Below are 19,509 nucleotides of genomic sequence, written 5' to 3' on the forward strand. Positions count from 1 at the left end.
GCGATTAAAAACATAAACAACCCCTAAAAAAACCTTTGCTAGCCTTGCGCTTCCTTAGTGCCCTTTGCGGTTAAAAAAACACAACTCATAACTCACTATTCACCATTCACTACAAAAAAATGAGAAAAATCAACACCTTCTGGAACTGGTTCCAAGACAACAATCAAACCATCAAAAACCTGATCAACGAAACCACTATAAACCAAAAACACATCACTTTTTGGCTGAACAAAAACCTGGGTTATTATTGCAAAGAAATTGACTTTATGATTGTATTTCCAAAAAATGGAAACAGAAAATCCGAACTCATCATAACCGCAAACAGTAATGTCGAATATTTCGGTCAAGTAATTAATTTAGTCGATAATGCGCCACTTTTAAGAAAATGGAAATTCACAGCATTCTTACAATCAACCGAAAAAATTAATAAGATAATCAACGGCTTGGACCACCCCTACATCATCCAGGAACTTACTTTACAATCTAATGAATCTAGATTTCTACCCATAGATTATGATCCCAAAACAAATAAAATAGGAACCCTTATTTTCTTGAAAAACTACAATTTGTACTGTGATACAAAGACTTTAGAGCAGGCTATTTTCCTAATAATGCAGAACCTTCAAGTAGAAAACTCACTTTTCCAAAACATTAGTTTAATTCAACTATCATGTGTAAGCTATACCAAATCATCTAAAGAAACTACAAAAAACGAGGAGTTGATTCATTTATACGAATTAGAAAACTATTTAGATAGATGCAATCAAAATTCTAATTTGTAAGATGAACATACAGTTTTACATCTATTTAATTATCGACCTAATATCACCAAAAGTGGGTATAGTAAATTCCTTAAATTTATTGTTCTTTTACACCATAAAGAATCAAAACAAATTAATCGAAAGTAGAAAAGCAAGCCATTTACGGTTTCACTCATTTATTCTAATTAAATATTCGATACTTTAGCAAATGAATTATTAGAATTTAATTCTAAAGTCGAATTGCATTAAAATGGTAATATAATAAGTCTATGAATATCGCCCAAATAGAAGAAAATCTTCAAAACCTCATATTAAACTACACCCAAGAAACCTTCATTTATGAATTATTATTGGCTTACGGTTTACCCAAAGCATCCATCACCAGGTTACAAAAAGGAAATCTAAATCTTTCCAAAGTAGAAGGCGAAATATCTTGGAAGAAAAAGCTGTTTTTTAAACCGGTTTTCAATCAGGATTTGCATCTTGCTATTTCCGAAATAAAAAACACACTAAAGCATGACCAACGTTTTGTTATCGTTACTGATTTCGAAAAGCTATTGGCAATAGATACAAAAACTGCAGATAGCTTAGATATTGACTTTACTACCTTACCCAAACACTTTGATTTCTTTTTGCCCTGGGCAGGAATGGAAAAAGCAACCCATCAAAACGAGAATCCAGCCGATGTAAAAGCAGCCGAAAAAATGGCCAAGCTTTTTGACGAAATCAAAAAAGACAATCCCGATAATTCACCAGAATTCATTCATGGACTCAATGTATTCCTGTCTCGATTGTTGTTTTGCTTCTTTGCCGAAGATACCGGTATTTTCGAATTAGGACAGTTTACCAATGCGCTCGCCAGCCACACACAAGCTGACGGTAGTGATTTGACGGATTATTTAGATAAATTATTCGCCGTGTTAAACACTCCACGCAGTAATGATGCGAGACACGCATTGCAATGTAACACGAAGGCACAATACTTACAAAATTTCCCGTACGTAAATGGCGGTTTATTTAAAGAGCAACAACCCACACCCTTGTTTAACCGTCGTTCTCGACAAGCCATTATCGATGCAGGGCAAATGGATTGGGCTGCCATAAATCCCGATATTTTTGGCTCAATGTTTCAGGCTGTTATTTCAGTAGATCAACGTGGCAGTTTAGGGCAGCACTATACCTCTGTGCCTAATATCATGAAAGTCATAGAACCTTTATTTTTGAATGATTTATATGAAACATTTGAAAACGCTAAAGGAAATCTCAAAAAACTAAACGACTTACTAAAACGCATTTGGAACCTCAAACTGTTTGATCCTGCTTGCGGCAGCGGAAACTTCCTGATTATTGCCTACAAAGAATTACGAAAACTGGAAATGGGCATTTTCAAGGAAATTGATACGTCGAACAAAACCTACACCACCCAATATTCTGGCATATCTTTAAACCATTTTTATGGAATAGAATTAGACGATTTTGCCCACGAAATTGCCATACTATCGCTTTGGCTGGCAGAGCACCAGATGAACCAAGAGTTCTTCAAAGCTTTTGGACGAACAAAACCCGCTTTGCCATTGCAACAAACAGGCTCTATTGTTCACGGAAACGCCACAAGAGTGGATTGGGAAATGGTTTGCCCGAAACTGCCAAATGATGAAATTTATATTTTGGGGAATCCTCCTTATTTGGGATTTAGTATACAAAATAAAGAACAAAAGGAAGATATTATAGAGGTTTTTGGAGAAAAGATTAAACTTGATTATATTACCTGTTGGTTTTTAAAAGCGTCTAATTTTATTTCAGGAATAAATTCAAAATATGCTTTCGTAACCACAAATTCCATTTCACAAGGAGAGCAAGTAGCATTACTTTGGCCAAAAATATTTAGTAAAAAGCAGGAAATTAATTTTGCTTATCCTGCTTTTAAATGGGAAAATAATGCTAAAGGTAAGGCTGCTGTAACATGTGCTATTATTGGAATACAAAATATTAACGAACAGAAAAAGTATTTATATATTGAAAACAGAAAGGTAGAAACTAAAAATATAAATGCTTACTTAACCGTTGGGAACAATCTAATTATAAGTAGACTTTCAAAACCTATTTCAAAATTACCTGAAATGATTTTGGGCAATAGTCCCTTTGATGGTGGAAATTTAATTTTGAATAATACTGAGAAAGAATTTTTAGTATCCAAAAATCCAGCTGCACATAATTTTTTGAAAAAATTAATTGGTGCTGCTGAATTTATGCAGAATGATTTCAGATGGTGCTTATGGATTGATAATATAACACTTAATGAAGCTAGAAAAATTCCTGAAATTGAAAATAGAATTTCTGAAACAAAGAAAATGAGATTAGCTAGTACGGATTTAGGTACAAATAAAATGGCCTCTCGCGCTCATCAATTTCGCGATAGAAATTCAGCAAAATCACATTCTGTTTTAGTCCCAAGAGTTGGCTCCTCAAGAAGAAAATATATTCCATGTGGCTTTATTAATAATGATTTTATTATTGGTGATTCAACTCAAGTTGTATATGATTCTGAAACATATATCTTTTCTATTTTGTCTTCATTAATCCATTTAACTTGGGTTAGAGCTGTTGCGGGGTATTTAAAAACGGATTATAGATATTCTTCAGTTTTATGCTACAATACCTTTCCGTTTCCCAAAATTTCCCAGTCCCAAAAAGAAGAATTAGAACAATGTGTGTTTAGGATTCTGGAAGAACGGGAAAACCACTCTGAAAAAACCCTGGCACAAATGTACGACCCGGACAAAATGCCCGAGGGTTTGCGTGAAGCACACAGGTTGAATGATTTGGCAGTAGAACGTTGTTACCGTTCTAAGCCTTTTGAAAGTGATGAAGAACGACTGGAATATTTATTTAAGTTGTATGAGAAAATGATAGCGGAGGAAAAGGAAAAAGATACGCTGTTTGCAAAGGAGAAGAAAGCGAGGAAGCAGAAATAGTTTTGCTATAAACCTTTGTCAAAATTTTGAACTTTGACAAAGATTATAAATGAAATAGAGTGCCGAAAATAATGATAGAAAATATATTCGAAGAAATAAGAGAAATTTGTAATCATCCTTGGAAAAGTGAATTGCTGTTCCAAGATAAAATCATCTGGAATAGATTGTGGGCTTCTCTAGATGTAATAGAAGATTCACAAATTGCAATAGACGATTATAGCAACTTACCGGAATTTAGCCAAAATGAAAATGGTTATTTATATGTTTATGGGATTCTACACGCATTATATCTGCAACAAGACGCTCTATGTAATCTTAATAAGTCCTTATTTGGTCAAGACATTGATTTCAAAAAGGACTATCCTGAATTGTATAATATAAGGGAGATCCGCAATAATTCAATTGGTCATCCAACTGATAGAGGCAACGGTAAGTCATTTCACGGCATTAGCCGAATGACTATTCAAAAGAGAGGATTTCAAATGATGTCTTCGTTTCCAAAAACAGGTGAAGAAGATGAGTTTACGGATATTAATATTTTATCCTGTATTGAAACCCAAGGAGGATTATTTAAAGTAATTTTAAATCAAACAATGGAAAAATTAAAATCCGATTTCGAGAATCATAAACTCAAATTTAAAGACAACAAGCTTATAGACCTAGTGCATAAAAGCATTGACTATCATTTTTCAAAACTATATGAGAACATCAATCGAGATTATGCATTAGTTGAAATTAATTTTGAAACTATTTTCGAAACATATAATAATATTAAGAAAGGGATAATTGAAAGATATTCAAGTTTGTCGGCATTATCTGGTATTGAACTAAATACAGAAATGCTTGATTATTTATTTTACCGTTTAAAGCGTGACTTAATAGAAAACAAGATTGAGGACAAATTAGAATTACGATTATTTATCGACGCATTGAAATCTCATTTTGAGGAATTAAAATCAATGGTCAAAGAAATTGATGAAGAATTTAGTAGTTAGAAATAGTGTTGAACGACAGGAATAATTATTTAAACTTTGCTAAAAAATATTAAATAGATATGGAAAATGAAATCAAACTATTTGAAGATAAAAAAATACGAAGCCATTATGATGCCGAAAAGGAAATTTGGTATTTTTCGGTTATCGATATCATTGCTATTCTAACAGGAAGCTCAGTGCCTAAAAGATATTGGAGCGATTTAAAAAAGAAGTTGACCAAAGAAGGAAGTGAAGTGTACGATAAAATCGTACGGTTGAAAATGCTTGCCGATGATGGTAAAAATAGAATTACTGATACCGCTGATACCGAAGCACTGCTAAGATTAATTCAATCTATTCCGTCGCCAAAAGCCGAACCTTTCAAACAATGGTTGGCTAAAGTAGGCTATGAAAGAATAAAAGAAATTGCCGATCCCGAACAAAGTATAGATCGAGCCAGAGAAAACTGGAAAGAACACGGCAGAAGTGAAAAATGGATTCAGCAAAGAATGATGGGTCAAGAAACCCGAAACAAATTAACCGATTATTGGAAAGAAAGCGGTGTGCAAGAAAAAAAGGATTTCGCCATACTAACCAATATCATTCATAAGGAATGGACGGGTTTAACGGTAAAACATCACAAAGATGTAAAAGGATTAAAATCTCAAAATTTGAGAGATCACATGAGCGAAGCCGAATTAATCTTTACGGCCCTTGCAGAACTATCCACAAGACAAATAGCCGAAAATGATAAAGCTAAAGGAGTGCCCGAAAATGCAAAAGCAGGTAAAAAAGGAGGCGCTATTGCTAAAAATGCCAGAATAGCTCTAGAGGACAAGACAGGGAAAAGCGTGGTAACTGGAGAAAATTTTTTACCGCCAGAGAAGCAAGAAAAAATTGATTGAGGGATGAAAATCCAACTATTTTAGATCTACCTAATTAGCTAAAATTACAAGAGATAAAGCCCTTATATAAAAGAACCAACAGAAAACCTATTTGGAAAAAGTTTGTCTAAAATAGGTATAGATAAAAAACACTTTAGACGAACTTAGACAAACTTCAAGAAACAAACCATGCCAGATATAGTAAATGTAAATTACCACAAAACAGGGAACAGCACTAAAATTAATACGATGGGAATGCGAGAAATGCAAACCCGTGCTTTTGAATCACGTGATGCACAGTATTTATTATTAAAAGCACCTCCAGCGTCGGGAAAATCTCGGGCTCTAATGTTCTTGGCATTAGATAAATTAGTAAATCAAGGCATCAAAAAAGTGATCGTGGCAGTTCCTGAACGTTCTATTGGGAGTTCATTTTCTAAAACGGATTTGAAAAAAGATGGCTTTTTTGCCAACTGGGAACCCAACGACAATTACAACCTTTGTACGCCCGGTGATGATGGTAGCAAGAGTAAAGTAAAAGCCTTTCATAAATTTATGGATAGTGAGGAGCAACTGTTAATCTGTACACACGCCACTTTACGCTTTGCTTGCGAGGAATTAGACGAAGCAAAATTCAACAACACACTTTTGGCCATAGATGAATTTCATCACGTTTCTGCCGATGCCAACAACAGATTGGGGGAATTATTAAAATCGATAATGAGCAAATCTTCGGCTCATATTGTAGCGATGACCGGTTCTTATTTTAGAGGAGACAGCGTACCTATTTTAACGCCCGAAAACGAAGCCAAGTTTACCAAAGTAACCTACAATTATTACGAACAGTTGAACGGCTACAACTTCCTGAAATCATTGGGAATTGGTTATCATTTCTATACTGGAAAATATACTTCGGCGATATTGGATGTACTCGATACCGATAAAAAAACAATTCTCCATATTCCAAATGTAAATTCAGGCGAATCTACCAAAGACAAGCACAATGAAGTCAATTTCATTTTAGATGCCATTGGGGATGTAATCAAGCAAGATTCCGATACCGGTGTCATTCATATCAAACGACACAGTGATGGTAAACTATTGAAAGTAGCCGATTTAGTCGAAGACAGTTCCAGAGAACGAGACAAGATTGTAAACTACCTGCGAAATAGCAAAGAGGTTGACGATATGGATTTAATCATCGCTTTGGGAATGGCAAAAGAGGGCTTTGACTGGCCTTTTTGCGAACACGCCTTAACGGTGGGATATCGAGGTTCATTAACAGAGATAATCCAAATAATTGGTCGCTGCACCAGAGATAGTAATAATAAAACACATGCCCAATTCACCAATCTTATTGCCAGTCCGGAAGCCATTCAAGATGATGTAAAAGTGGCCACTAATAATATGCTGAAAGCCATTACAGCTTCCTTATTGATGGAACAAGTATTAGCACCCAACTTCAAATTCAAAACAAGATTAGATAATGATGACGACGAGGCTAAACCGGGTGAAATAAAAATAAGAGGATTTAAAGCACCGAGTTCTAAAAGAGTAAAGGATATTGTCGAATCAGATTTGAATGATTTAAAAGCTACAATCTTGCAGGATGACACTATGCTGAAAGCAATGCCGGGAAACATCGATCCCGAAGTAATAAATAAGGTATTGATTCCAAAAATAATCAGAATTAAATACCCGGAATTAACAGACGAAGAAATTGAAGAGATTCGCCAATATGTGGTAGTCGATTCTGTTGTGAAAAACGGAGAAATAAAAGAAGTCGGCGATCAGCGTTTTATCAGGATGGCGGATAAATTTGTAAACATCGAAGATTTGCATATCGACCTGATTGACACTATTAATCCATTTCAAAAAGCTTTTGAAATCCTTTCGAAATCCGTAACGACAAAAGTATTGAAAGTAATCCAGGACACTATTGAAGCCACAAGAATAAAAATGGACTTTGAAGAAGCTAAAATTTTATGGCCCAAAATTGTGGAGTTCAAAAAAATGTATGACAAAGAACCTAGTCTGAATGCAAACGACCCATTAGAACGAAGAATGGCAGAATGTATTATTTACTTGAAAGAGGAAAAAAGAAAACGAATGGCCAATGCAAATGGATAAATTTCAAACTCTGGACGATATTTTCGCCAACGATCCCTTTGATATTCTAAATGTCAAACCAAAAGTTTCAACTGCACGAAATGCGGATGAACGGCTATCTGCTTCTTTCAGTGAAGTGAATGATTTCTTTGCGCAATACAATAGAGAACCTCAACCCAATCCGGCTAATATATCAGAATTTCAACTCTATTCTAGATTAAAAAGCATTAGGTCAGATATAGAAAAAATGCAATCTTTAGGGGAGCAGGATATTCATAGTTTGTTGCAACTGGAAGCAAAAGAGCTTAACTCACTCGATGACATTTTTAGCGATGATACGTTCGATTTGTTGTCGGATGATACCGATCTGTTTGATTTCAAACACACACCAAAATCGGATGAAAGAATGGCAACAGACTTTGTTGCGAAAAGAAAGTCATTGAAAGACTTTCATAAATACGAACCCCTATTCAAAGAAATCCAATCCGATCTGGCCACCGGAAAGAGAAAATTAGTGGATTTCAAAATGGACAATCTGCGTGTAGGGGCATATTATGTTCACAATGGAGTTCTATTTTTATTAGAGGAAATTAATATTACCAAAAAAGAACATTACCGGGATGACGGTACCAGAGTTCGAGAAGATGGGCGTACTAAATGTGTATTTGAAAACGGTACAGTTTCAAATATGCTCAAACGTTCAGTTGAAAAAATATTATATGCCAATGGTCAAGTAGTCTCAGAGAACATAGAACAAGTAAAAGAAAGCTTCATTGAAAAATTTAGTGCTATTACTAATGAAGATGAAGCCGCAGGATATATTTATGTCCTACGTTCCAAAAGCAAAGACGAGCGAATAATCGAAATAGATAACCTATACAAAATTGGATATTCAAAAGTAGAAGTAGAAGAAAGGATCAAAAATGCAGAGAAAGACCCCACCTATTTAATGGCTCCAGTAAAAATCATAACTTCCTGGAAATGCTACAATATGAATCCACAAAAATTAGAACAATTACTGCATAATTTCTTCGGAAAATCCTGTTTGAACGTTGATGTTTTTGATGAGAAAAAAAGAAGACACACCCCAAGAGAATGGTTCATCGCACCAATAGAAATTATAGAACAAGCTATTGAATTGATAATTAGCGGGGAGGTGATTAATTTCAGTTATGATGCTAAAAATATGGGGATTACCCAAAAATAAAATTTACAATACGATTTAAATTATATATCAAATGCGTTTTAGGAATGAGTAATGAAGTAACAATATATTTTGATAGTCCAAAATCATTCGAACCAAACAATATAAAGCCATTAAATGGAATTGCAGGATTGTATTTTATTTTCAGTCAATCTATCGATATCCAATACCCTTTTGATAAATCAAAATTGCTATATATCGGAATGAGTGAAAGAAAAACGAATAGCATTGCAAGTAGATTATCTGGACATTTTGACGGGAAATCCAAAAATGTGGGACTAACTAATTACAGAAAAGTAGAGCCTCTTTTATTCACTTATATCAACTTTGAAATGCTACAAAATATTTGGCATTTTAGGATTGAAGATTTAGAGAGTTATTTTTTATTAAATTTTGTAGAGCGTTTTGGTGTCTATCCAATTTGTAATAACAAGACAGGTTTTGAAATTCTAAACAATACACTCTCAACAAATTTTAAAATTGATTGGGACTATTTTAAATAAAATACTATGGAAAGCAAAGTGAAATCGGGTAAAGAGATATTGGATGACTTTTTTCAAAATATTGAAAATATACCAAATGTAGATAAAGACATTGCGAAAATGTTAGCAAACTTGTACGATCAAAAAAAGTTAACAGATACCAATGTAAAAAATGAACTCCCTAATTTACCAAAGAAAGATGGCAATTAAAATAAATAATCTTATAATTAAAGGAATTAGAGGAGCTAAAGATACTTTAGAGTTGCCTTTAAATGGTAAATCAATTTTACTTTATGGTGATAATGGTACTGGAAAAAGTAGTATTTCAGATGCAATAGAATGGTTTTACACTAATAAAATTAAACATCTGTCAACACCTGAAATTGATACAAGTGATGCTATTAGAAATGCAAAACTTTTGGATGTTGAAAATTCTGAAGTTAGTATATCATATACAAATTCAAGTTTAGATGCTACAAAAACATTGTCATTAAAAAATAATAAATTAGTTCAAAAAGGCTCAAATACCAGTGAAGATTTCAAAAAATATATTGATGATTCAGAAAAGGAAAATCTAATTTCTCGTTACCAATACATCAGAAATTTTGTTGATAGTACAAAAGGAGAAAAGTTAAAATACTTATCTGATATTATTGGATTTGAAGAAGTTACTAAAATAAAAGGTGTTTTATTAAAATCTTTAAATAACGCAAAGAGTACTTTAAAAACTCAAAATTTTGAAACACTTATTAATAATGAAAAGCAAAAACTGATACTAAATATTGGTGCATCAATTACACAAGAAAAAAACTTATTTGAAACAATCAATGATAAAATAAAAAAACTAAATACAGGTATTGAAGTAAAATCGATAGAGGATATAAAAAATTTACTTATTCTGTTAAGTAAAGGAGTAGATGCAAATCAACAATTTGAATTAAAGTTTTTGGAAGATTCAAAAAGTGCTTTAATGCTTTTGAAAAATGAAATAAAATTACTTGACGATGAATATTCAAAATACTTTAATGAATTTGAAACTATTGCAAATGATGTTGAGGCTATAAAACAAACTTTTTTTGAAGAATTATTAAAAGCCGGAACAAAAATTTTATCTAGTAAATACCTTAAAGATGATAATTGTCCTTTGTGTTTGCAATTAAAAAACTCTGATGAATTACTTTCTGAAATCAAAATCAGATTAGCTAATATCGAAGAATCTTCACAGAAAAAAGCAAAGTTTGGAATTGCTTTAAATAGTGTAAAAGGCATAGCAATTGAAAGAATTAAGAGATTAGATGTTTTATTGAATAATACCCAAGCAGATAAAGAAAATAATCAAACCATTAAGGATGGTTTAACTGCAATAAAAACTAAAATTCAAAATTATCAAAACACAGCTGATATTAAAGTAACTTCTGGAGATAAATTACCAGTTTCGGATATAATCAAATTAGTTGAAAATGATTTTGAATTTCTTAAAATCATAAATGATAGAATAATCAAAATCCAAGAATCTCAAAAAGGAGAAACCGCAACCGTTCTATATTCTAAAATTACGGCTTCTAGGGATGCTTTTTTTAACATCAAAAAATTTGAATCACAAAAAGTAATTTTAGAAAATCAACAAATATCATTTGATTTGATTTATAATGAGTTTGAAAAACAGCAAAAGGATGGATTAGATAATTTTATAAATTCTTTTTCAGTAAAAATTAATGAATATTATCAGTTTATGAATCCTGATGAACCTTTTCAAAACATTGAAATTATTACAAAAGGTGAAGAGGATGAATTAGATGGACTTACTATCAAATACAAGTATAATGATAAATGGGAAATCAATCCATTAAAACATTTCAGCGAATCGCATTTGAATTGTTTGGGATTATCATTTTTTTTAGCTTCTGTTGATGCTTTTAATACTGAAAATGATTTTCTTATTTTAGACGATGTAATTTCAAGTTTTGATTCAAATCATAGACGAAGATTCGCGGATTTATTATTTGATAAATTCTCAAAGCATCAAATTATATTGTTAACGCACGAAAAGGAGTGGTTTACAAATATTATTAGTCCAAAAGCAAAAAATAAAGGATGGTTGGTTAATGAAATTAAGTGGACAGAAGCCAAAGGGACACATCTTAAAGAAAAACCAAGTGATTTAAAAGAATCAATTTTACATCAATTATCTGAAGGCAATATTGATAACATTGGAAATCCAATTCGAAAATATCTGGAACATTGTTTAAAAGATATTGCTTTGAATTTTGAAGCCAAATTGAGTTTCAGGTATAACGATTCCAATGAACACAGAATGCCTTATGAGTTACTTATGGCGATTAGGTCAGAAATTAAAAAATCTAGTGCTGAATTAAAATTACAATACCCATTATTAGATAGAATAGAGAGTTCTGCTTTATTTGGTAATGCACTTTCTCACGATAATCCTATTAATGCCAGTATAGGCGACATTAATTCTTTTTGGGCAGACATTCTAGAATTAGAAAAATTATTTATTTGCCAAGAAGCAGTTTGTAAAAGACCAAAAGTAAGTTTATTAAATTATGATAATGTGACTAATAAAATCCGTTGTAGTTGTGATGCAACAAAATATGATTGGAAAAAATAAACTTATTTCTATCTAGTATTAAAAAAGTATAGTGTATGAAATTAGTAGCAATGTGGGTTGAAGATTTTATGAAAATCAAAAACTCAGGATTTAACTTCGGAAGTAAATTAATTTTCAATTTTAATTTTGATGAGAAAAAGAGAAATTTAATAATCAGTGCTGAGCCAACTGCCGATTACTTCGATTTGTTTTCTGGTTCCGGAATCGTGAATGTTACCGGTACAATAGGAACAAACGGTTCAGGTAAAACAACTTTGTTGAAAATTTTAAATACACTTTACGCTCAAAAACCACTGGAGAATCGTATAATAGCAATATTTGAGAATGAGGAAACTTCCATTTACGAAATATATGATTATAAAACAATCGACAATTTTTTTGGAAATAAAAATGGAATACACATTTCATTACAAGAAAAAGGCTTGTTTTCAGGTGAGATGCAAAAAAGTGGACAAATAGAAATTAAAACAAATAAAGCCCCATTTGAAAATATTGACTTGATTTTTTATTCTAATCTGTATTCAGACCAAAACGATAATTACCTGCTGACCGATAATTATCTAAATAGATCTGTAGATTACCAGACAATAAAATCTTTAACCCCTCACAAATTAAGGGAATATCTAAGGGTTTTTAATCTAAAAAAAGAAAGAAGAACATTTTTCATTGAAGAAAGTTATAATCCACTTTCGATATACCACTATGATAAATTAAGAAGATTAGTAACCTTTTTAGCGGATGTGGATCCGGAACCCGCTCTCCGAAGACTCCTGTCTTCGGACTTCGTATTTCCAATTATTCCTGTCGAATTTTTTTTGCCAAGAAGACTATTTTTATGGCACGTCCCGCCGAAATCACTGGCACAAATCGAACCTAAATATCCAAGCTTCAACGAGTGATTTTCAAAATTCATTCAAATAATTGTGGTAACTAAATGGGGAACCATAATAAATTTCCTCTTCTTTGTTTGGGAAATTAGATCCTAGACTTGGCTTGTCTAGTTTTTCCAATTTCTTATTTAATCTCCAAATTTGTTTCTCTCTAAAGGAATCCAATTCTTTTAGCTGTTTAGAAATGGTTTTATTTTTATTTCCTTTAATTTTTTCAAAACCATTAGTCCAACAAAGGCCTTGTTTACCTTCCTTGTAATTGAATAATTTAATCCTGCCGGTTGACATAGAGTGTAATCTTTGCTGAAGACTAAAGACAGTATTTTTTTTTGACTTCCTTGAAGTTTCGTTTAAATTATCCTCAGCACATCCTATTGCGCTTAGAATATTTTGAACCTCTTTAACTTGTTTTCTTTTTTCCTTATTAATGGACTGCTTTCTAATACGAATATCTTGATTGTATTTTATCTGATAGCCAACAAAAGACAACCATGGAATAGCATTTGTCTTTTCTTTAGGGTTCTCCCACAAATAGGGCTCTTTGGATTTGCTTTTCCAAAATTTTTTCGAATTTTCTTTTTCCAGATAGTTTTGACATTCTGTAGGTGGATGAAATGAAAGGTAGTTTTCTTTCAGTGCTGATTTATAAACTTCTAATGCGCTTTTGCATATATCTTTGTCAGTATGCATTAAAATCATATCATCGCAAAATCTAACATAAAATACTCCCTTATCGACAGCCAAAACTTTAGAATCTACATTATGCAGAAGTAGATTTGATATAAAACAGGAAATTGCATTTCCTTGAGGTACTCCAATCCTCTGACCAAGATAATCATCACCGTAATCTTCTTTTAAAATTTTCTCTATCCATTTAAAATAGCCATTTACATTTAAGTTATTTTCTCCCTTCCATTTTAGATCTTCATTTTTAGGATATACATCTTTATTAAAAGCAAACGAATCTAAAAATGTTTTGAATATCATTTTTGCATTTTTATCAATATTCTTGCCCTGTTGTTTTGAAATTAATTTGATATGTTCTTCGAAAACTATACTTATGTGATTTTGATTAACTGCATCAAAAAATTTTTGGATATCACATTCTGTCACCCAAATAATATTATTTTTTTTTCTAAAATCAATTATTTCTTCAATAGCCTTATGATGAGTAAATTTTTTTTCATTTTTGGTAGAACGAAAAGCAAATGAGGAATCAAAAAAATAGGAATCAAAAAAATCAGTTAAATATTTAGCTGTTTGAGAACTTATAATCCTGTCTTTCAGTTCGTATATAGCAATAGGTCTATATTCGGGGTTTATAGGGTCTGGATTTTTTAGTATTCCAAATATTTTAGGAGATTGCATTTTATAATTTTCTGCATCCTTAAAAGTTTCAATTAATTCATTTATAAATCCTATCAAATTTTGATACCATTGATCTGATTCAGTAAGTAGTATGTTTTTCTTTTTATAAAATTTGTAAGTTTTAAATAATCTTGCAGAAGTTCGCTTGATACTGTCATTATAGACTTTTCTTTCGTTTTCATTTAGTCTTACCCAATTTCGTCTTGATGGGAATATTTTTTGAAGAATTTCAAATTCAGGATTATTATTTTTAATCTCGATTTTATTAGTCTTTTTATGCAAACTGACTTCTCTCATCATGTGGAGTTTGTGCCTTCTGTGTGAATGTTTGGCTCTATAACCGCATAACAATTTAACAATTGTATCTTCCGTAAAGTATTTAGATAAATCACTCATAAAATAAAAAAGTGTCGCCGAAATTTGTTTTATGCAAAGATATTGACATATGTCAGTGACTATAAACAAACAGCAACCTTGAGTCACTTGTAAATAATGCTGCTTCAACTGAATGACTAATCAAATGATTAATCACACCTACACGACACTTTAAAACAAATATATGTTAATTTTGCCTAAATGAATGACTTTATGACAAACTATAAACTATCAATTTTTAACAATGCTTTCCAGACAATTGGGAACGAAACGACATTATCGAAAGAATTTGAGGATATAAAAAATGGAACATATAAAAATGAGATTTTAAATTGTCGTAACTCTTTGATTATCAAAAAAGATAAAGAATTATTCAAAAAATACAAATCTCAACTAAAAGCGGTTACATTTTGTGGACAGTTTGAAAATGGAAGAAAATTATCAAATCTCATACACTATAATAAGTTGATTGTAATTGATATTGATAATATCAACAGTGAAGAAATCAATATTGTTAAAACTAAATTGATAAATGACGAATACATTATGGCTCTATGGGATTCCCCATCCTCTTTAGGACTAAAGGGATTGGTAAAAGTTGAATCTACTATAGATAATCATAAAGATTTCTTTTCGTCTTTGAGTATCTATTTTTTACAACAATATAATATTAAATTGGACAAAAGTGGCAGCGATATTACACGCCTATGTTATGTTTCGTTCGATGAAAATATTTATATAAATAATGATTCGAAAATGTTTTCCGAATTAATCAATTTTGAAGTTGATGTTGATAAAACTACGGATGTAAAGAAAGATATACAAGTAAAAGAAAAGCAGAACATATCCCTAAGTAAAAGTGCTTTTGCGACAGAAGGCATGAACAATACAAATGACAGGAAACAAATAAAAAAAATAATAAAATTTCTATCTAGTAAAAATTTATCTATTACGGACTCCTATTATAATTGGATAAAAATTGCAGTAATAATTGCAAATAGTTTTAGCTATGATATTGGTGAGGATTATTTCTTAAGCATTTGCAGAATAGATTCAGTGAAGCATGATGAGTTAAAGAGTAAAGAATTATTAAAATATTGCTACAATAACAGAAAATTGAATCATTCCAATAGAATGACTTTTGCTTCTCTTATTTTTTTGGCTTCCGAAAAAGGTTTTGTAAAAAGATAAGTTAGTAAAAACATTCCCGTTCCAAAGATCACGAGCAATTTAGCGGTCTCTCTTCGGTCGTTCCCTTTGTTCCGTTCGGCTGTTCCAGTCGGTCAACCTTACATTTTCATAAGAACATTTTGTATAAATAAGCCATTACTTATTTCAATTCTATAGTTAGTTTTCCCTCCGTTCCACAGGCACTTCACAGCACTAAAAAAACAGCAGCTTAAAAATAAGCAACTGTTTTTTCGCACTGTTTCGTTCCTCATCTTCACACGCTCTCTTCCTACGTTCGGTCGGGCTTATGCATCCACAATACCGCTTCATTTCGTTACACTCCGCAGGCTACGTTTCACTCCATTCCAGCCATATTGTGTCTGCAGCCCTCCGTTTTTTCAGCGGTTGCTCCTTCGCACAGCCATCGGGATTGGCTCCGCTTACCTCACTTACGTTATCTTAGAAGCATCCATTTCCAATTATCAATTATCCACTAATCAATTATCAGTTGGCTCGGTCGCTTTGCCCTAAATCAAGGAACACCACCAAAAGGCGGCTGCCTTTTATTTTTTACCCGCCGTTTCACGCTCATAGCCGCTACGTTTCGCTTCGTACCTCCGCTCAACTCTCGCGTCTATGGTGGCTGTTCGATTGCCGCAACCCCGCCACGGCGCTCCTCATCCGCAAAAAAAGTTCCTTGCCCTGAAAACGGGCACCACTTTTCTTGCTCCTTGCGATGCTTGGGGGTGTTTAATTGCCGATTCCACAAGAACACCCCTGAAAACTACAACAAGTACGATAGTGCATTTTTCTGAAAAGAAAAAGAAAAAAATCCAGCAAGAATAGCATTCATTCCTCACTTCCAGTCGGTCATTCTTCCCTCCATTTTCGTTCGTCATTTCTGCTGTTATAACGGCTTTCTTTTTTTCTCTTTTTTCTTTTCCGAAATGATAATTCTTCGCATCCAAAAGAAAATATAATCAGCGAAAAAAATTAAGGTCGAATCTTTAACACCAAAGCGCTATGCCGAATTTTATCATCAAAACACACCAAAAAAATGCTATTTATAAAGGAAACCAAATCTACATCCTCAACAAAGGAATGAACAGTGGCAAGCCGCAAAAAGAACCATTTACCAATAGCTATGTAATCCTATTTCAAAACGAAGAAGATGCCGAAACGGTTTATTGGCTGGCATACAGTCTCTGGAAAGCGAAATTCTGGCACCACTCATTATTTGGATCCGTAATTCCATTTTTAAGAATTGCTGATTTTAAAAAGGATTTTATATCAAAAGTTAACGAAATGCTACAAGAACACGAACTTCATAAAAAACAAATTCAGGCGTTGAGGTTATTGGAACAAAAAGAAGATCAATTCCAGAAGAATATTGTTCTTATAAATGAAATCAGAAGTGTAATTTTAAGTAACTATTGTAAAAAATAAAAATATTAGATAAGTTTTATAAGTACATTTGAAATTAATGATCTCGACTAATGCCAATAATACTGGTTTAAATTGAAATGATTTAATTTTACGAAAATTCAAGATGGATTTTGTTATCTTGAACATATAAAAGGATTATATAAGACTGAAAAACTAAATGACAAATAAAGAACTTTATAATTTTGCCTATTATTTCCTTTTAGATAAAGAAGGAATTACAGAAAATTTACTTCAAAAACATTTCCAACCTGAATATAATAGACCTGAAAATATTAATGCTATTTTTCAAAGACTTTGCGAAACTGCGCAAAACAAACAAATGAGTACCAAAGTTATTGGTGGGTCAATTGGAGGTGTAAAAAAATTAGAGAATATCCTTTTTGGGTTCAACCCTAAACATGTCACTGATAATTTTAAAAAAAATGACTCTGAAAAGTTATTAAATAATATAATTTCAGAACTAAATCCAAAAGGACAAATAAGAAGAACCCCAAGAAGTATTTGGCCTCAATTTTGTCAGTCAGTTATTGATTCTGCTTATTTCCTAAACGAATTTAAAAACGCTGAGGCATTTTATAACTGGGCTAATTTTTTTGCTAATGATGAAAAAGCAAAACCAGCATTACCTATGTTGATTAGTATTGAAATTTCAGGAATTGGTTTTCCTTTGGCCTGTGATTTCTTGAAAGAAATCGGTTTCTTAAATTATGGAAAACCCGATATACATCTAAAAGAAATATTTAAACAACTGGATTTGATAGATCCTAATGAAAAATCAATATTAAAACAGGATTATCAGACCTTAAAGGTCATAGATAAAATAGCTATCGATAATAATGTGAGCGCTTTTGTAGTTGATAAAATATTTTGGCTAATTGGCAGCGGGAATTTTTATTTAACAAATATTAATATTGGGAGAAATAGAAGCTTATTTATTAAAGAAATTAAAAATCAATTTAAAATATAATACAGATAAATATTATGACCGTTAATCGAGATAAAAAAGTAGACATAAAGCAAACAAATACTCTTCTACTTCAAAAAAAGAAACCTTTCTTTAATGGTGAAAGTTGGCTTGGGCACACAAAAGATTGTGGTATTATTGACCACGAATTACTAAAAGGAGCAACTAGAGATGAATTAATAAAAAGAAGTGGTAGAGAACCAAGCGGAGTTGACGGACACATAAGTCATTTAAAAGCAGAACACGGTCTCACAATTTCAAAAAACAATAATATTTATAAAATAGATTATTTTCATTCGGAGTCAAATAAGACACTCTCTGAAATTGAGTTAAAAAACTTAATGAGTATTGACATCGAAAAAGTCTCTAAATATAGTATCGTCCAATTAGAAAATAAAGGTGGGATCTTAAAATGGTATTCTATCGGAATAGAAAGTCAAAATATAGATGGAGAAGAGGTTACACCATTGACTGAAAATAAAGATTTTGCCCAGCAAATATTAAATAAAAAAGCGGGGGATTATGTGAATTTTGGCACAGGTTTTAAAATCATTAAAATAAAAAAATATTTAAGTAGTTAAAAAAGAAACACAAATCATGCATGAAAAAAGCCTGATCTCACGATCAGGCTTCCTCATTTAATCCGATAAAGGTTACCAATCATAACCGGACTATTTATTTTTGATTTTTGTCAACCATTTTAAAAGGAGCGAAACCATAAAACTTACAGTAGCTCCAACAACTGCTAAGATAATTGTTTTTACAATGTCTTCAGAAACAATATTGGGTACGATACTCAACAAAGTTCCAGATGCGGTTCCGATTTGTAAACTGTTATTTGATTCCATTTCTCGGTAAATTTTCATTGTACTTTCGTATTCGATTTAATAGATCCTCTTCTGCTTTCGCATCATCATCAACCGTCATTTGACTCACCGCAGAAAGCACTCCTCCTGCAACTGCTAAATAACCCGCTACACTTACAACAATTGTTGGTAGTACTACTGGTGCGGCAATCACACTTCCACTTATAGCCAGTAAAGCCAAACCAATACTTCGCAATACCCTGAAAAACTTCGGAGTCGGCGATTTTGTTCTTTCTACTACATTCATAATACTATTTTTTAATGATACAATATTTTTTGTCCTAGGGATCCGGAATCGAGTGTCAAATGTTTGAAGAATGCGTAAAAAGAAAAACTGTTTGAGGCTTTTTTGCCGAGTTTTTTTCTTTTAGCATTCAAGAACTAATTTGACCGATGAGGATTCCATGACTTG

General features: G+C 32.2%; 17 protein-coding genes. 14 read left to right on the plus strand and 3 right to left on the minus strand.

Annotation, left to right across the window (positions count from 1 at the left end; all coding sequences use genetic code 11):
* Positions 1–119 precede the first annotated feature (119 nt).
* The 10 genes from FQU23_RS06915 to FQU23_RS06960 all read left to right on the plus strand — a co-directional run bounded on the left by FQU23_RS06915 (position 120) and on the right by FQU23_RS06960 (position 12,917).
* A complete protein-coding gene (locus FQU23_RS06915; protein WP_147673225.1) occupies positions 120–782 on the plus strand; it encodes a hypothetical protein in 663 nt (220 codons plus the stop codon).
* Between the two features lie 248 nt (positions 783–1,030).
* Complete coding sequence (locus tag FQU23_RS06920) at positions 1,031–3,736, plus strand: DNA methyltransferase (RefSeq protein ID WP_147673226.1); 2,706 nt, start codon at positions 1,031–1,033, stop codon at positions 3,734–3,736.
* A gap of 59 nt (positions 3,737–3,795) precedes the next feature.
* Positions 3,796–4,731 carry a hypothetical protein gene (locus FQU23_RS06925; protein ID WP_147673227.1) on the plus strand — a complete coding sequence of 312 codons (936 nt, stop codon included), beginning with the start codon at positions 3,796–3,798 and terminating at the stop codon, positions 4,729–4,731.
* Between the two features lie 59 nt (positions 4,732–4,790).
* Positions 4,791–5,615, plus strand: a complete 825-nt coding sequence (locus tag FQU23_RS06930; RefSeq protein WP_147673228.1) for a BRO family protein — start codon at positions 4,791–4,793, stop codon at positions 5,613–5,615.
* A 168-nt stretch (positions 5,616–5,783) separates the two neighbouring features.
* Entirely contained in the window at positions 5,784–7,724 is a 1,941-nt protein-coding gene (locus FQU23_RS06935) for a DEAD/DEAH box helicase (protein ID WP_147673229.1), read from the plus strand.
* Positions 7,717–8,910: a GIY-YIG nuclease family protein gene (locus FQU23_RS06940; protein ID WP_147673230.1), complete on the plus strand. Its 1,194-nt coding sequence runs from the start codon at positions 7,717–7,719 to the stop codon at positions 8,908–8,910. Before FQU23_RS06935 ends, FQU23_RS06940 begins: the two co-directional genes overlap by 8 nt.
* Before the next feature lie 44 nt (positions 8,911–8,954).
* Positions 8,955–9,410: a hypothetical protein gene (locus tag FQU23_RS06945; RefSeq protein ID WP_147673231.1), complete on the plus strand. Its 456-nt coding sequence runs from the start codon at positions 8,955–8,957 to the stop codon at positions 9,408–9,410.
* A gap of 6 nt (positions 9,411–9,416) precedes the next feature.
* The gene (locus FQU23_RS06950; protein WP_147673232.1) at positions 9,417–9,599 is read left to right on the plus strand and encodes a hypothetical protein; all 183 of its coding nucleotides are present in this window, start codon (positions 9,417–9,419) and stop codon (positions 9,597–9,599) included.
* Positions 9,589–12,018, plus strand: a complete 2,430-nt coding sequence (locus FQU23_RS06955) for an AAA family ATPase (protein WP_147673233.1) — start codon at positions 9,589–9,591, stop codon at positions 12,016–12,018. Before FQU23_RS06950 ends, FQU23_RS06955 begins: the two co-directional genes overlap by 11 nt.
* 35 nt (positions 12,019–12,053) lie before the next feature.
* Positions 12,054–12,917: a hypothetical protein gene (locus FQU23_RS06960; RefSeq protein WP_147673234.1), complete on the plus strand. Its 864-nt coding sequence runs from the start codon at positions 12,054–12,056 to the stop codon at positions 12,915–12,917.
* Between the two features lie 3 nt (positions 12,918–12,920).
* Here the strand turns inward: FQU23_RS06960 and FQU23_RS06965 are convergent, their stop codons facing one another.
* Entirely contained in the window at positions 12,921–14,780 is a 1,860-nt protein-coding gene (locus FQU23_RS06965) for a reverse transcriptase domain-containing protein (RefSeq protein WP_147673235.1), read from the minus strand.
* An 84-nt stretch (positions 14,781–14,864) separates the two neighbouring features.
* On the opposite strand from FQU23_RS06965, the gene FQU23_RS06970 reads away from it, so the two are divergent.
* From FQU23_RS06970 to FQU23_RS06985, 4 genes are all read left to right on the plus strand, one after another.
* Positions 14,865–15,842: a BT4734/BF3469 family protein gene (locus tag FQU23_RS06970; protein WP_165425739.1), complete on the plus strand. Its 978-nt coding sequence runs from the start codon at positions 14,865–14,867 to the stop codon at positions 15,840–15,842.
* A 1,002-nt stretch (positions 15,843–16,844) separates the two neighbouring features.
* The gene (locus tag FQU23_RS06975) at positions 16,845–17,267 is read left to right on the plus strand and encodes a DUF6943 family protein (RefSeq protein ID WP_147673237.1); all 423 of its coding nucleotides are present in this window, start codon (positions 16,845–16,847) and stop codon (positions 17,265–17,267) included.
* 157 nt (positions 17,268–17,424) lie between these two features.
* A complete protein-coding gene (locus FQU23_RS06980) occupies positions 17,425–18,234 on the plus strand; it encodes a hypothetical protein (protein ID WP_147673238.1) in 810 nt (269 codons plus the stop codon).
* A 14-nt stretch (positions 18,235–18,248) separates the two neighbouring features.
* The gene (locus FQU23_RS06985) at positions 18,249–18,812 is read left to right on the plus strand and encodes a hypothetical protein (RefSeq protein WP_147673239.1); all 564 of its coding nucleotides are present in this window, start codon (positions 18,249–18,251) and stop codon (positions 18,810–18,812) included.
* Positions 18,813–18,902: 90 nt separating this feature from the next.
* Here FQU23_RS06985 and FQU23_RS06990 read toward each other — a convergent pair whose 3' ends face one another.
* Together FQU23_RS06990 and FQU23_RS06995 are read right to left on the minus strand one after the other, a co-directional pair.
* Positions 18,903–19,079: a hypothetical protein gene (locus tag FQU23_RS06990; protein WP_165425740.1), complete on the minus strand. Its 177-nt coding sequence runs from the start codon at positions 19,077–19,079 to the stop codon at positions 18,903–18,905.
* Positions 19,066–19,344: a hypothetical protein gene (locus tag FQU23_RS06995; RefSeq protein ID WP_147673240.1), complete on the minus strand. Its 279-nt coding sequence runs from the start codon at positions 19,342–19,344 to the stop codon at positions 19,066–19,068. Before FQU23_RS06995 ends, FQU23_RS06990 begins: the two co-directional genes overlap by 14 nt.
* Between the last annotated feature and the right edge of the window lie 165 nt (positions 19,345–19,509).

This window comes from Flavobacterium sp. XN-5 (assembly GCF_008033395.2).
Classification (GTDB): domain Bacteria; phylum Bacteroidota; class Bacteroidia; order Flavobacteriales; family Flavobacteriaceae; genus Flavobacterium; species Flavobacterium hiemivividum.